This window comes from Pseudomonas sp. NY15356, assembly GCF_048068175.1.
Taxonomy (GTDB): Bacteria; Pseudomonadota; Gammaproteobacteria; order Pseudomonadales; family Pseudomonadaceae; genus Aquipseudomonas; species Aquipseudomonas putida_K.
The window spans coordinates 120,086-134,674 of the sequence record NZ_JBLUPW010000014.1; the positions used below are offsets into that span (position 1 = coordinate 120,086).

Consider the following 14,589-nt stretch of genomic DNA (forward strand, 5'->3'; position numbering starts at 1 on the left):
TTCGGCGCGCCCCGGTAGGAGCGGCCTTGTGCCGCGAAAGGGGCGCGAAGCGGCCCCAGGATCTCGGCAACATGACAAATGGCTGGGGCTGCCGCGCAGCCCTTTCGCGGCACAAGGCCGCTCCTACAACAGTCAATGGGGCTTTTCGATTCGCCAGATACCGAACGGCAGGTGCCAGGGTTCGATGCGCATCCATTGGGTCTTGCCGTGCCAGGTCCAGCGGTGGCCGTTCATCAGGTCCTCGCCATGGGTGTCGGCGTTGTCATCCAGCCCCAGCTCCCACAGCGGTAACTCGAAGTGCGCCTCCTGGGCGTTGTGCGGGTCCAGGCTCACGGCCACCAGGATGTAGTTGTCGCGCTCCGGGGTGCGCTTGCCGAAGTACAGGATGTTGTCGTTCCAGCAGTTGAAGAACTCGATGCCCAGATGGGTCTGCAGGGCACGGTTCTGTCGCCGGATGCGGTTGAGCTGGGCGATCTCGGCGACGATGTTGCCCGGCTGGGTGAAGTCCCGCGGGCGGATCTCGTACTTCTCCGAATCCAGGTACTCCTCCTTGCCCGGCAACGGTGTGCCCTCGCACAGCTCGAAGCCCGAATACATGCCCCACAGCCCGGAACCCATGGTTGCCAGGGCGGCGCGGATGAGAAAGCCCGCGCGTCCGCTGGTCTGCAGGAAATAGGGGTTGATGTCCGGCGTGTTGACGAAGAAGTTCGGCCGGTAGCAATGGCGCCATGGCGGCTGGTTGAGCTCCTGGAGGTACTCGCGCAGCTCCTGCTTGGTGTTGCGCCAGGTGAAGTAGGTGTAGCTCTGGGCGTAGCCGACCTTGCCCAGGCGCGCCATCATCGCCGGGCGGGTGAAAGCCTCGGCGAGGAAGATCACGTCCGGGTAGCGGCTGCGTACATTGGCGATCAGCCATTGCCAGAACGGCAGCGGCTTGGTGTGCGGGTTGTCGACACGGAAGGTGCGCACGCCCTCCTTCACCCAGCCGACCACCACGTCGCGCAGGGCCAGCCACAGCGATGGCACGGCCTCGGCGGCATAGAAATCGACGTTGACGATGTCCTGGTATTTCTTCGGCGGGTTCTCGGCGTAGCGGATGGTGCCGTCTGGGCGCCAGCTGAACCAGCCGGGGTGCTCGGTGAGCCAGGGGTGGTCCTGGGAGCACTGGATGGCGAAGTCCAGGGCGATCTCCAAGCCATGCTCGGCGGCAGCGGCCACAAGGCGCCGGAAGTCCTCGCGGCTGCCCAACTGCGGGTGGATGGCATCGTGGCCACCGTCGGGGCTGCCAATGGCATAGGGGCTGCCCGGGTCGCCCGGCTCGGCCTGAAGGGCATTGTTGCGGCCCTTGCGGTGCTTGTTGCCGATGGGGTGGATCGGCGGGAAGTACAGCACGTCGAAGCCCATGTCGCGGATCATCGGCAGGCGTTGGTGCACGTCGTTGAACGTGCCGTGGCGCTCGGGGCTGTCGGTGATGGAACGAGGGAACAGTTCGTACCAGCTGGCGAACAAGGCCTGTTCACGGTCCACGTCCACGGGGAACTCGGCACTGCGGGTCAGGTAGCTGCGGTGCTCGGCCTCGCTCATCAGCAAGGCGGTATCGGCCCGCAGCAGCAAGGCCACCTGGTCATCCGAAGCCAAGGTCGGCAGGCGCTGCTGCACCTGCTCGAGCTGTTCGCGCAGCAGGCCATCGCTGCGCTCGATGCCCTTGCCCAGCAGCAGCCGGCCCTCCTCCAGCTCGAGCGTGACGTCGATGCCGGCGTGGTACTTCTTCTCCAGGTCATGGCAGTAGGTGGCGAAGGGGTCGATCCAGGCTTCGATGCTGAACAGGTGCAGGCCCAGTTCCAGGGGCGTGAATTCGGCCAGCCACAGGTCGTTGCCCGGCGAGTGCATCGGTGTGCAGTGCCAGCGCCGGCTGTGGGCCTGGCGCCAGTGCAGGGTCACCGCCAGGCGATCATGGCCATCGGTATAGACCTTGCTGCTCACCGCCACCGGCTGGCCGCGCACCGCCTTGGTGGCGAAGGTGCCGGCATCGAGCACGGGCTGGGTGTCCTCGATCACGATACGTGGCGCCAGCAACGCCTGGGACAGGCTGATCGCCTGGTCCGGGTGGTCGTTGGCCATGGGCACGCTTTCGAAGGGCTCATTACCTGACATCGAACCTTGCTCCCTTTTGCAGTGGCGGTAAGGGTTCAGAGCCGTGGGAGCTGCCGGGGGTTCAAAAAAATTGAGCGAACGGCGCGGGGCCGGGTCAAAGCCTGCAACGACGCCGTATTTCCCCTGGGAGGCCTGGCCATGAGTATTCCCATTCCACCGGAGACGCCGGACCCGAATATCGACGACCCGACCCTGCCGCCGCCGGAGCCCGAGGAAGACCCCGAGGAGCCGACCAAGCCGGGCCCACCGCCGCCGGTGGGCGACCCGCCGAGCGAGGAGCCGCCGGTGAAAGGCAAAGGATAGACAAGTACAGGCGCGGTATACCTTGTGGGAGAGGGTTTACCCGCGAATGCGTCGGTAAATTCACCGGACCTTTCGCGGGTAAACCCGCTCCCACAGAACCGGTGATAACAGGATCAGGTTACAGCTTGATCTCGGCGATGCTGATTTCGCGCATGCGGAACTTCTGCACCTTGCCGGTCACCGTCATTGGGAACTCGTCGACGAAGCGGTAATGCCGCGGCACCTTGAAATGGGCGATGCGCGCTTTGCACCACTGCTGCAGCTGCTCGGCGGTCACGCTGTGCCCGGGGTGCAGCTTGATCCAGGCGACCAGCTCTTCCCCATACCGGCTGCAGGGGATGCCGATCACCTGGGCGTCGGCTACCGCCGGGTGGGTGTAGAAGAACTCCTCGAGCTCACGTGGGTAGATGTTCTCCCCACCCCGAATGATCATGTCCTTGTTGCGCCCGACGATGCGCACGTAGCCCTGCTCGTCCATCACCGCCAGGTCGCCGCTGTGCATCCAGCCGGCCGGGTCGATGGCGTCCTGGGTGGCCTGGGGGTTGCCCCAGTAGCCGAGCATGACGCTATAGCCGCGAGTGCACAGCTCGCCGATCTCGCCTCGCGGGACGATAGTGCCATGCTCGTCCACCAGCTTGCTTTCCAGTTGCGGCTGGGTGCGGCCGACCGTGGTCACGCGCAGCTCCAGCTCGTCGTCCGGGCCGGTCTGCAGCGACACCGGGCTGGTCTCGGTCATGCCGTAGGCGATCTGCACCTGGGCCATGTGCATCTGCTCGATCACCCGGCGCATGACCTCGATCGGGCAGGTGGCGCCGGCCATGATGCCGCTGCGCAGGCTGGACAGGTCCAATCCGGCGCGGCCGGGGTGGTCGAGCATGGCGATGAACATGGTCGGTACCCCATAGAGGATGCTGGCACGCTCCTCAGCCACGGCCTGCAAGGTCAGGCCCGGGTCGAAGGCATCGTTGGGGTAGATCATGGTGCTGCCATGGGTGACGCAGCCCAGATTGGCCATGACCATGCCGAAGCAGTGATACAACGGCACCGGGATCACCATGCGGTCACGCTCGGTCAGGCCCAGGCTCTCACCGACCATGTGGCCGTTGTTGAGGATGTTGTAGTGGCTGAGCGTGGCCCCCTTGGGCGCGCCGGTGGTGCCGGAGGTGTACTGGATGTTCACCGGCTGGTCGAACTGCAGGCTGCGCTGGCGGGCCTCGAAAGCCTCGGGGGCGCTCTGCCCTGCCCGCTCGGCCAGGTGGCCCCAGGGCAGGAAGCCGGCCGGCGGGTTCGCTGCCAGGCTGATCACTCCACGCAACGCCGGGAGCCGCTCGCAGGCCAGCTGGCCGAGGGCGCAGGTGGCAAGCTCGGGGGCCAGGTCCAGGACCATGGCATGGTAGTCGGAGGTCTTGAAGGCATCGGCGCAGACCAGCCAGCTGCAACCGGACTGGCGCAGCACGTATTCCAGTTCGCCGACCCGGTAGGCCGGGTTGATATTGACCAGGATCGCGCCGACCTTGGCGCTGGCCAGCTGTAGGATGCACCACTGGGCGCAGTTGGGCGCCCAGATCCCGACCCGGTCGCCGACCTGCACGCCCAGCGCCATGAGCGCGCGCGCATGGCCATCGACCTGCCCGGCCAGCGCTCGCCAGCTGTAGCGTAGGCCTTGGTGCCGCACCACCAGGGCTTCGCCGTCGGGGTTGCGGGCCACGGTGGCGTCGAAGGCCTGGCCGATGGTCTGGGTCAACAACGGGCGGTCCTGGCGACCGCGGGTGTAGCTTGGTTGACTCATGGGTATCCCTTCTTGTGGTTGTTCTGGGCATGACTGAAGCAAGCGCGGCTACTCTGGCGCAGATTTACGTTAACGTAAAGGTCACGAGTCGATTGACAGCTTCCGAAGCCAGGTTTACGTTAACGTAAAGGTGAAAACACAAGTACCGGTTTGCACCTACCCCGTGGGAGCGGGCTTGCCCCGCGATTGCGCCAGCCAGGGCTGACATCGTCGTTGGATCTGACGGCGGGACAAGTCCGCTCCCACAGTGACAGTGCGACGTCTACCAACCTCAAGAACAAGAAGGTGCCCCCGCATGCATTACCCCACCCTGAACTTCGCCCTGGGCGAAACCATCGACATGCTTCGCGACCAGGTGCGCACCTTCGTTGCCGCCGAGCTGGCCCCACGCGCCGCGCAGATCGACCAGGACAACCTGTTCCCCGCCGACATGTGGCGCAAGTTCGGCGACATGGGCCTGCTGGGCATCACCGTGCCGGAGGAATACGGCGGCGCGGGCCTGGGCTACCTGGCCCACGTGGTATCGATGGAAGAGATCAGCCGTGGCTCGGCCTCGGTAGCCCTGTCCTATGGCGCCCACTCCAACCTGTGCGTCAACCAGATCAACCGCAACGGCACCCATGAGCAAAAGCAGAAATACCTGCCCAAGCTGATCAGCGGCGAGCACATCGGCGCCCTGGCCATGAGCGAACCCAACGCCGGCTCCGACGTGGTATCGATGAAGCTGCGCGCCGAGAAGCGCGGCGACCGCTACGTGCTCAACGGCAGCAAGACCTGGATCACCAACGGCCCCGACGCCAACACCTACGTGATCTACGCCAAGACCGACCTGGACAAGGGCCCCCACGGCATCACCGCATTCATCGTCGAGCGTGACTGGAAGGGCTTCTCGCGCAGCAACAAGTTCGACAAGCTGGGCATGCGCGGCTCCAACACCTGCGAGCTGTTCTTCGATGGCGTGGAAGTGCCTGAAGAGAACATCCTCGGCCAGCTCAACGGTGGCGTACGGGTATTGATGAGCGGCCTGGACTACGAGCGCGTGGTGCTCTCTGGCGGCCCGACCGGGATCATGCAGGCCTGCATGGACCTGGTGGTGCCCTACATCCATGACCGCAAGCAGTTCGGCCAGAGCATCGGCGAGTTCCAGCTGATCCAGGGCAAGATCGCCGACATGTACACCCAGCTCAACGCCAGCCGCGCCTACCTGTATGCGGTGGCCCAGGCCTGCGACCGCGGCGAGACCACCCGCAAGGACGCCGCCGGGGTGATCCTCTACACGGCCGAGCGCGCCACCCAGATGGCCCTGGAAGCGATCCAGATTCTGGGCGGCAACGGCTACATCAATGAATTCCCGGCCGGCCGCCTGCTGCGCGACGCCAAGCTGTACGAGATCGGCGCCGGCACCAGCGAGATCCGCCGGATGCTGATCGGTCGCGAACTGTTCAACGAAACCCGCTGAGCACGAGGAACCGGCGCCAATGGCTACCTTGCACACCCAGATCAACCCGCGCTCGGCGGAATTCGCCGCCAACAGCGCGGCCATGCGCGAACAGGTGCAGGCCCTGCGTACCCTGCTCGCCCACGTCACCCAGGGCGGCGGCCCGAAGGCCCAGGAGCGGCACACCTCGCGGGGCAAGCTGCTGCCGCGTGAGCGCATCGACCGGCTGCTCGACCCGGGCTCGCCATTCCTCGAGATCGGCCAGTTGGCCGCCCATGAGGTCTACGGCGAAGATGTGCCCGCCGCCGGCGTGATCGCCGGCATCGGCCGTATCGAAGGGGTGGAGTGCATGGTCGTGGCCAACGATGCCACGGTCAAAGGCGGCTCCTACTACCCGCTGACGGTGAAGAAGCACCTGCGCGCCCAGGCCATCGCCCTGCAGAATCGCCTGCCCTGTATCTACCTGGTGGATTCCGGTGGCGCCAACCTGCCCCGCCAGGACGAGGTCTTCCCCGACCGTGAGCACTTCGGGCGGATTTTCTTCAACCAGGCCAACATGAGCGCCCTGGGGATCCCACAGATCGCCGTGGTGATGGGCTCGTGCACCGCAGGCGGCGCCTATGTGCCGGCCATGGCCGACGAAGCGATCATGGTGCGCCAGCAGGCGACCATCTTCCTCGCCGGCCCACCCTTGGTGAAGGCCGCCACCGGCGAGGTGGTGAGCGCCGAGGACCTGGGCGGCGCCGACGTGCACTGCCGCACCAGCGGTGTGGCCGACCACTATGCCGACAACGACGAGCACGCCCTGGCCCTGGCCCGGCGCAGCGTGGCCAACCTCAACTGGCACAAGCTCGGCAAACTGCAGCGCCAGGCGCCGGTCGCCCCGCTGTACGACGCCGAGGAACTGTATGGCGTGGTACCTGCCGATGCCAAGCAGCCGTTCGATGTCCGCGAGGTGATCGCGCGCCTGGTCGACGGCTCGGTGTTCGATGAGTTCAAGGCACTGTTCGGCACCACCCTGGTATGCGGCTTCGCCCACCTGCACGGCTATCCGGTGGCGATCCTGGCCAACAACGGCATCCTCTTTGCCGAGGCGGCGCAAAAAGGTGCGCATTTCATCGAGCTGGCCTGCCAGCGCGGTATCCCGCTGTTGTTCCTGCAGAACATCACAGGCTTCATGGTCGGCAAGAAATACGAAGAAGGTGGCATCGCCAAGCATGGCGCCAAGCTGGTGACCGCGGTGGCCTGCGCCCAGGTGCCGAAGTTCACGGTGATCATCGGCGGCAGCTTCGGTGCCGGCAACTACGGCATGTGCGGCCGCGCCTACGACCCGCGCTTCCTGTGGATGTGGCCCAACGCGCGGATCGGCGTGATGGGTGCCGAGCAGGCTGCTGGCGTGCTGGCCCAGGTCAAGCGCGAGCAGAGCGAACGGGCCGGTACCGCCTTCAGCGCCGAGGAAGAGGCCAGGCTCAAGCAGCCGATCCTCGACCAGTACGAGCGCCAAGGCCACCCCTACTATTCCAGCGCAAGGCTGTGGGACGACGGCGTCATCGACCCCGCCCAGACCCGCGACGTGCTTGGCCTGGCGTTGTCCGCCGCGCTGAACGCCCCGATCGAACAGAGCCGCTTCGGCATTTTCCGGATGTGACCCATGAGCGATTTCAGCACCCTGGAAGTGATCAAGGACCCTCGCGGCTTCGCCACCCTGTGGCTGAGCCGCGAAGACAAGAACAACGCCTTCAACGCGCAGATGATCCGCGAACTGATCGTCGCCCTCGACCAGCTCGCCGAGGATGCCAGCCTGCGTTTCGTGCTGCTGCGCGGTCGTGGCCGACACTTCAGCGCCGGTGCCGACCTCGCCTGGATGCAGCAGTCGGCGCAGCTGGACTTCAACACCAACCTGGACGACGCCCATGAGCTGGGCGAACTGATGTACGCCCTGCACCGCCTCAAGGCACCGACCCTGGCGGTGGTGCAAGGCGCGGCCTTCGGCGGTGCCCTGGGCCTGATCAGCTGCTGCGACATGGCCATCGGTGCCGAGGATGCCCAGCTGTGCCTGTCCGAGGTGCGCATCGGCCTGGCCCCGGCGGTGATCAGCCCGTTCGTGGTCAAGGCCATCGGCGAGCGCGCCGCGCGTCGCTATGCCCTGACCGCCGAACGCTTCAGCGGCGTGCGTGCCCGCGAGCTGGGCCTGCTGGCCGAGGTCTACCCGGCTGCCGAACTCGATGCCCAGGTCCAAGCTTGGGTCGACAATCTGCTGCAGAACAGCCCCCAGGCCCTGCGCGCCACCAAGGACCTGCTGCGCGAGGTGGACGACGGCGAGCTGAGCCCGGCGCTGCGCCGCTACTGCGAGAATACGATCGCCCGCATCCGCGTCAGCCCCGAAGGCCAGGAGGGCCTGCGCGCCTTCCTGGAAAAACGCCGCCCCGCCTGGCAAGACAACAAGGAGCCGCGCCCATGAGCCGCCCTACCCTGACCACCCTGCTGGTCGCCAACCGCGGCGAGATCGCCTGCCGGGTCATGCGCACCGCCAAGGCCATGGGCCTGACCACCGTGGCCGTACACAGCGCCACCGACCGTGACGCCCGCCACAGCCGCGAAGCTGACATCCGCATCGACCTGGGCGGCACCAAGGCCGCCGAGAGCTACCTGGTGATCGACAAGCTGCTGGCGGCAGCCAAGGCCAGCGGCGCCCAGGCCATCCACCCAGGCTATGGCTTCCTCTCCGAGAATGCAGGCTTCGCCCGCGCCATCGAACAGGCCGGGCTGATCTTCCTCGGCCCGCCTGCCAGCGCCATCGATGCCATGGGCAGCAAGTCGGCGGCCAAGGCGCTGATGGAAGCTGCAGGCGTACCGCTGGTACCGGGCTACCACGGTGAAGCCCAGGATCTGGACACCTTCCGCGCCGCCGCCGAGCGCATCGGCTACCCGGTGCTGCTCAAGGCCAGCGCCGGCGGTGGCGGCAAGGGCATGAAGGTGGTCGAGGAGGAAAGCCAGTTGGCCGACGCCCTGGCCTCGGCGCAGCGTGAGGCGCAGTCGTCGTTCGGCGATGCGCGCATGCTGGTGGAAAAGTACGTGCTCAAACCGCGCCATGTGGAGATCCAGGTGTTCGCCGACCAACACGGCAACTGCCTGTACCTCAACGAGCGCGATTGCTCGATCCAGCGCCGCCATCAGAAAGTGGTCGAGGAAGCCCCGGCCCCTGGGCTGTCCCCCGAGCTGCGCAAGGCCATGGGCGAGGCTGCCGTGCGCGCCGCCCAGGCCATCGGCTACGTCGGCGCGGGCACCGTCGAGTTCCTGCTCGATGCCCGCGGCGAGTTCTTCTTCATGGAAATGAACACGCGCCTGCAGGTGGAGCACCCGGTCACCGAGGCCATCACCGGCCTGGACCTGGTGGCCTGGCAGATCCGCGTGGCCTGCGGCGAGCCGCTGCCGATCACCCAGGACCAGGTGCCGCTGATCGGCCATGCCATCGAGGTGCGCCTGTACGCGGAAGACCCGGCCAACGAGTTCCTGCCTGCCACCGGCACCCTGGCGCTGTACCGCGAGTCGGCACCCGGCGAGGGCCGCCGGGTGGACAGCGGCGTCAGCGAGGGCGATGTGGTCTCGCCCTTCTATGACCCGATGCTGGGCAAGCTGATCGCCTGGGGCCAGGACCGCGAGCAAGCCCGCCTGCGCCTGCTGGCCATGCTCGACGAATTCGCCATCGGCGGATTGAAGACCAACATCGCCTTCCTGCGCCGCATCCTGGCCCACCCGGCCTTTGCCGCCGCGGAACTGGACACCGGCTTCATCCCGCGCCACCAGGCCGAGTTGCTGCCTGCGCCGAACGCACTGCCGGCGACGTTCTGGCAGGCGGCCGCCGAAGCCTGGCTGCAAGGGAGCCCTGCGCACCAGCGTCACGACGACCCCGCCTCGCCTTGGGCCCGGCGCGACGGCCTGCGCCTGGGCCTGGCAGCACGCAGCAGCCTGCACCTGGTCAGCGGCGGGCAGGACCAGGCCGTCGCGCTGGAACACAATGCGCCCTCGACCTGGCACCTGGACGGCGAACAGCTGTGCCACGCTGTGGATGGCGTGCGCCGTCGTCACCTGGCCATACGCCGTGATGACACCCTGTACCTGCAATGGGATGGGGAAATGCATGCAGTGAGCGCCTTCGACCCCATCGCCGAAGCCGAAGCCAGTCACAGCCACCAGGGCGGTCTGGGCGCGCCCATGAACGGCAGCATCGTACGGGTGTTGGTGGAGCCGGGCCAGGTGGTCGAGGCCGGTACCGCGCTGGTGGTGCTGGAGGCGATGAAAATGGAGCACAGCATCCGCGCCCCTCACGGCGGCACGGTCAAGGCCCTGTTCTGCCAGGAGGGAGATATGGTCGGCGAGGGCACGGTGCTGGTGGAACTGGCCGATTAATGCAAAGGGCCGCTGCGCGGCCAATCGCCGGCTTGCCGGCGATTGGGCTGCGAAGCAGCCCCAGCGATCTAGAACTTACCGTGCACCCGCACGACGACCCCAAGAAACTCGCACCCGTCTTCGCACAGAACGGTCGGATACCGCGTATTCAGCGGCCTGAGCATGCGCTCTCCGCCCTCCTCGATCAGTTGCCTGAGGACCGCCGCCTTGCCCGGCTGCCGGGCGATCACCAGTTTGCCGGGCACCGGATCGAGGCCCGTGTCCACCAGAATGAGCATGCCCTGGGGCACACTCATTCCGCTTGCCGCGTTCATCGAGTCGTTTTCAACAGGCAGCCAGAATGCATTGCCGGCCGGCATATAGTCGGTCTGCTCGGTCACTTCGACAGCGTCGGGCAAAGGGCCTTGCAGGTCGGCCCAGGCCAGGACCGGAAAGCGGAAACTGGCATAACGCAGCGCCTCGGATGAAAGGGAGCGCTCTGGCGCATAGACGCCCAGGGGCTCACGCAACAGGCCACGCTCTACCACCATGACCTGGGCTTTGAGATAGACCAACCCGAGCTTTTCCAATTTTTCATTGATGGTCGCCAAGGTAGGCCTGCGGGTGCCACGTAACCAGTGGCCCACGCCGCCTTGGGTCATCCCAAGGCGTTCGGCCAGTTCCAGTTGGTTAAGGCCATGTTCACGCTTGTAGCGCGCGAGAAATTCGTTCCAGTTTTCCATGGCCGAGAACAATACGGGCTGTATCCAGCGCATCAATACACATCCTGAATTATCTTGCCTTAGATAAATAATACAGTTTGACCTATGCTCCGTATTCACCACTCCGCAGTGACAGTGAGCAGGTATCAGGATGAAACCATCGAAAAACGAAGAAACAGATCTCGACAGCGAAGCCGCCCGCCGTGCGCTCGATTACTACCTCAATCCAGCTCCGCCGCGCCCCAGTCTGGACAACAAGATCTGGACCCTGCACAACGGCGTGACGGCCAGGCAGGCCCACAATCATGCACTGGCGCTGTTGCGCTGCGCCTCGGCCACCGCGCACGAAACCGCCACCCACCAACCCGAGGGCATGACCCGCGAGGTGATGTTTGCCTTGATGCATATGGTGAACATGGCCCGGGCACTGCTGGAACACGAGCAGACGGCATTGAAGGAAGAGAAATAAGGAGAGTCGTGATCGCCGCCCGGCAGCGATACCCCCGGTTGCCGGGAAAAGGAAGCGCACCGGCAAAACTTTTTTACCGGATAGGTGAAAATTCATTTGACTGGCAAATGATAACGATTATTATTGCACTCAGCAGGTCGCGAGACCCGCTGGATAACCTGAAAGCCCTTAGGTCGGACTCTCAGATTATCTCCTCATCAGGCTAATCACGGTTTTTGACCCGGCTTTTTGCCGGGTCTTTTTTTTGGCTCTTCAGGCTAATGAAGATCGATTACCGCGTAATGGCCGCGATGATAGCAAAGGTGTGTCAATTCGTGAACGGCTGTAACAACGTTTTGCGCAATCAGCACTTGAGAATCACTATCGTTAAGATTAAGCTGCTTGCGCATCATGGATGATGCCCCCTCCCCCATCGAGCAAGGAGCTGTCTATGTCCCGTCTGCTATTGCCCGTTGAACAGGGCACTTCCGGCCTCCACTCTGCCGCCGAAGGCACCCTGCTCCATCAGCTCAAGCGCCTGCCGCGTCGCGTGCAGCAAGTCTTCCTGCTCAGCCGCCTCGACCGGCTCGGCTTCGCCGATATTGCCGAACACCTTGATTTGCCCCTGCTGGCGATAGAACGTCACATGAACCAGGCGCTGCAGGCTACGTGCGCTCCAGGCGATGCCCTGGCCAGCATCGCTGGCCAATGGTACGTACGCTTGCAAAGCCCGCAAGCCACTGCCAGCGAACGCATCGACTTCCGCCGCTGGTTGGACGCCGCCCCCGAGCACCTGCGCGCTTTCCACGACACCGAACTGCGCTGGCGCAGCCTGCTCGCCCCGGCTCGCCAGCTGGGCCATGACGGCTGGTACCGGCATGGCCGGGCGGCGCTGTCGTTGGGCGGGTGTTCGATTGCCGTCGGCCTCGGTGCCGCTGCGCTCCTCGTACTGGGCCTCTACCCCTTGTAGGAGCGGCGCAAGGCTGCTCCTACAGGTGTTTCGGTAAATTCACTGCCCAGGCATTACACCGGCAGGTGTACAGTAGCGACACAACAAAGCCACAGGAGCCTGGCAATGACCGTGACGCTGTCCCCGCTGCACATCGACTGCGATTTCGATTCCGGCAACATTCAGGTACTGGACACCAGCGACCCGACCCGGGTGCACTTGGCCATCCGCCCCGACACTCATAGCGGCCACTTTCAGTGGTTCCACTTCAGGGCCAGCGGCCTGACACCAGGCCAGACCCACCGCTTCAGCCTGGACAACGCCCATCAGTCCTCCTACAAGAACGCCTGGGCCGGCTACCACGCCGTGGCCTCCTACGACCAGCAGACCTGGTTCCGCGTACCCAGCCAGTTCGACGGCAAGGCGCTGAGCTTCGAATTCGCAGCACAGCAGGAACAGGCCTGGTTCGCCTATTTCGAACCCTACCCGCGCGCACGCCACAATCAATTGATCGAACGCGCCAGGCAATTGCCCGGCGTCGAGTTGCTGGCCTGTGGGCGCAGTGTGCAAGGTCGCGATATTCCACTGCTGCGTGCAGGCAACGGCTCAGCCGGCAAGCGCAAGATCTGGCTGATCGCCCAGCAGCACCCGGGTGAACACATGGCCGAATGGTTCATGGAAGGTGTGATTGACCGTCTGCAAGCCAACGACGATACCGTCCAGGCTCTGCTGGCCGAAGCCGACCTGTACCTGATCCCCAACATGAACCCCGACGGCGCCTTCCTGGGCCACCTGCGCACCAACTTCAAGGGCAAGGACCTGAACCGCGCCTGGCAAGACGCCAGTGTCGAGTTCAGCCCCGAGGTGTTCTTCGCCCAATCGCAGATGAAGCAGTACGGGGTGGATGCCTTCATCGACGCCCATGGCGACGAGGAAATCCCCCATGTGTTCACCGCCGCCTGCGAGGGTAACCCCGGCTACACGCCACGTCTGGCGAAGCTCGAGGAGCAGTTCCGCAGCACGCTGTGCAGCGTGACGCCAGACTTCCAGACCGTGCATGGCTATACCCGCGACGAGCCGGGCCAGGCCAACATGACCTTGGCGTGCAACGCCGTGGGCCAGGCTTATGACTGCCTGTCACTGACCTTGGAAATGCCGTTCAAGGACCATGACGATGCGCCCAACCCCATCACCGGCTGGTCGGGTGAACGCTCGAAGGCATTGGCGGGCGCGGTGTTGGAAACCTTGGCGAAAATGGTCAAGGACTTGCGCTGAGCGAACCGACGTCATCGCGGGACAAGCCCGCTCCCACAGGTATAGCGCCGCGCGCTTGTCCCGCGCGGTCTCTGTGTGGAGCTTGTTCCGCGATGGGACTGCCAGGCGCCACAATACTGAAAGCCGTATGAAAAATGGCTGAATTAGCTATCGGAAATGATTCGATACTGTGCGCTGAGGCACACGGAAACAGCAGGAGAGATATGAAGATAATGGCAGGGGCGGCTGGATTCGAACCAACGCATGGCAGGATCAAAACCTGCTGCCTTACCGCTTGGCGACGCCCCTGTATCGGATACGACGAATGCCTGTGCACTGTCGCTCTGAAGACTCACTGACAACAACGCTGGGTCGCTGTGCTGGAATGGCCGGCACTATACCAACAGTCTTCTCACCTGGGAACCCCCAAGGTGAAAAAAAATGCCTTAAAACAGCAAGTTAGTCCTCTGCTCCGGGTTTTGGTCAGCCGTGGCATTGCCATCCGTCGCATTTTCCCGGCCTCGCTTCAACAACCGCGGCTTCCTTCATTCCAATCAGGTAAGCAAAGCCTGCGCATCACAAGGAGGGCGCCATGCCAGTTTCCCATGACCTCTACCAGGACCTTCACTACCCTCGCGAAATCGTCCAGCAGCGGCGCCAACAGGACAAGGAGCTGGACCGGTTGCTGGATGAATACGTGGACATCGACAACCAGGTGCTGGCCGCCGAAGCAATCTCGGCTGGCAATGTCAGTGACGATGACTTGCACCGGCTCAAGGAGCGCCGGCTGGCGGTGAAGTACATGATCGAGCGGCAATTGGAGCGCCACCCCAAATAGCGAGGGGCCGCTGCGCGGCCCATCGCGGCACAAGGCCGTTCCTACAGGGAACGTGCTGCCACCTGTAGGAACGGGCTTGCCCCGCGATGCCCGTTTAGAAGAAGCCCAACGGGTTGATGTCGTAGCTCACCAGCAGGTTCTTGGTCTGCTGGTAGTGGTCGAGCATCATCTTGTGCGTCTCACGCCCCACGCCGGACTTCTTGTAGCCACCGAACGCGGCATGGGCCGGGTACAGGTGGTAGCAGTTGGTCCATACGCGGCCGGCCTTGATGCCGCGACCCATGCGGTAGGCGCGGTTGATGTCACGG

13 protein-coding genes and 1 tRNA gene are annotated in these 14,589 nt (G+C 64.6%); 9 read left to right on the forward strand and 5 right to left on the reverse strand.

The features are described from left to right. Positions 1–132: 132 nt before the first annotated feature. Positions 133–2,151 (reverse strand): alpha-1,4-glucan--maltose-1-phosphate maltosyltransferase, encoded by a 2,019-nt coding sequence (locus ACNFCI_RS13570; protein WP_368829847.1) that lies wholly within the window; start codon positions 2,149–2,151, stop codon positions 133–135. A gap of 138 nt (positions 2,152–2,289) precedes the next feature. Between ACNFCI_RS13570 and ACNFCI_RS13575 the strand changes: the two genes are divergently transcribed. Beyond that, positions 2,290–2,454, forward strand: coding sequence for a hypothetical protein (locus tag ACNFCI_RS13575; RefSeq protein ID WP_172403077.1), 165 nt, complete (start codon positions 2,290–2,292; stop codon positions 2,452–2,454). 118 nt (positions 2,455–2,572) lie between these two features. On the opposite strand, the gene ACNFCI_RS13580 is transcribed toward ACNFCI_RS13575, so the two are convergent. Next, the gene (locus ACNFCI_RS13580) at positions 2,573–4,243 is read right to left on the reverse strand and encodes an AMP-binding protein (protein WP_368829846.1); all 1,671 of its coding nucleotides are present in this window, start codon (positions 4,241–4,243) and stop codon (positions 2,573–2,575) included. A 295-nt stretch (positions 4,244–4,538) separates the two neighbouring features. Between ACNFCI_RS13580 and ACNFCI_RS13585 the strand changes: the two genes are divergently transcribed. The 4 genes from ACNFCI_RS13585 to ACNFCI_RS13600 are packed head-to-tail and all read left to right on the forward strand — an operon-like array spanning position 4,539 to position 10,091. Beyond that, positions 4,539–5,702 carry an isovaleryl-CoA dehydrogenase gene (locus ACNFCI_RS13585; RefSeq protein WP_084859230.1) on the forward strand — a complete coding sequence of 388 codons (1,164 nt, stop codon included), beginning with the start codon at positions 4,539–4,541 and terminating at the stop codon, positions 5,700–5,702. 19 nt (positions 5,703–5,721) lie between these two features. Then, entirely contained in the window at positions 5,722–7,329 is a 1,608-nt protein-coding gene (locus ACNFCI_RS13590) for a carboxyl transferase domain-containing protein (protein WP_084859228.1), read from the forward strand. A 3-nt stretch (positions 7,330–7,332) separates the two neighbouring features. Continuing rightward, on the forward strand, positions 7,333–8,142 hold the full coding sequence (locus ACNFCI_RS13595) for a gamma-carboxygeranoyl-CoA hydratase (protein WP_084859227.1): 810 nt from the start codon (positions 7,333–7,335) through the stop codon (positions 8,140–8,142). Next, a complete protein-coding gene (locus ACNFCI_RS13600) occupies positions 8,139–10,091 on the forward strand; it encodes an acetyl/propionyl/methylcrotonyl-CoA carboxylase subunit alpha (protein WP_416768017.1) in 1,953 nt (650 codons plus the stop codon). Before ACNFCI_RS13595 ends, ACNFCI_RS13600 begins: the two co-directional genes overlap by 4 nt. 68 nt (positions 10,092–10,159) lie before the next feature. Here the strand turns inward: ACNFCI_RS13600 and ACNFCI_RS13605 are convergent, their stop codons facing one another. Further along, on the reverse strand, positions 10,160–10,813 hold the full coding sequence (locus tag ACNFCI_RS13605) for a LexA family protein (RefSeq protein ID WP_084859238.1): 654 nt from the start codon (positions 10,811–10,813) through the stop codon (positions 10,160–10,162). A 130-nt stretch (positions 10,814–10,943) separates the two neighbouring features. Here ACNFCI_RS13605 and ACNFCI_RS13610 point away from each other — a divergent pair, with 130 nt between their 5' ends. The 3 genes from ACNFCI_RS13610 to ACNFCI_RS13620 all read left to right on the forward strand — a co-directional run bounded on the left by ACNFCI_RS13610 (position 10,944) and on the right by ACNFCI_RS13620 (position 13,464). After that, positions 10,944–11,261 (forward strand): hypothetical protein, encoded by a 318-nt coding sequence (locus ACNFCI_RS13610; RefSeq protein ID WP_084859223.1) that lies wholly within the window; start codon positions 10,944–10,946, stop codon positions 11,259–11,261. A gap of 430 nt (positions 11,262–11,691) precedes the next feature. Beyond that, positions 11,692–12,210, forward strand: a complete 519-nt coding sequence (locus ACNFCI_RS13615) for a DUF4880 domain-containing protein (RefSeq protein WP_084859220.1) — start codon at positions 11,692–11,694, stop codon at positions 12,208–12,210. Between the two features lie 105 nt (positions 12,211–12,315). Next, on the forward strand, positions 12,316–13,464 hold the full coding sequence (locus ACNFCI_RS13620; RefSeq protein WP_324817923.1) for a M14 family metallopeptidase: 1,149 nt from the start codon (positions 12,316–12,318) through the stop codon (positions 13,462–13,464). 213 nt (positions 13,465–13,677) lie between these two features. Here ACNFCI_RS13620 and ACNFCI_RS13625 read toward each other — a convergent pair. Further along, positions 13,678–13,752 (reverse strand) — tRNA-Gln (locus ACNFCI_RS13625). Between the two features lie 283 nt (positions 13,753–14,035). Between ACNFCI_RS13625 and ACNFCI_RS13630 the strand changes: the two genes are divergently transcribed. Further along, positions 14,036–14,281 (forward strand): DUF465 domain-containing protein, encoded by a 246-nt coding sequence (locus tag ACNFCI_RS13630; RefSeq protein WP_084859217.1) that lies wholly within the window; start codon positions 14,036–14,038, stop codon positions 14,279–14,281. A 94-nt stretch (positions 14,282–14,375) separates the two neighbouring features. Here ACNFCI_RS13630 and ACNFCI_RS13635 read toward each other — a convergent pair. Then, positions 14,376–14,589 (reverse strand): aldehyde dehydrogenase family protein (locus tag ACNFCI_RS13635; protein ID WP_043101481.1); only part of this gene is annotated, 214 nt, incomplete at its 5' end.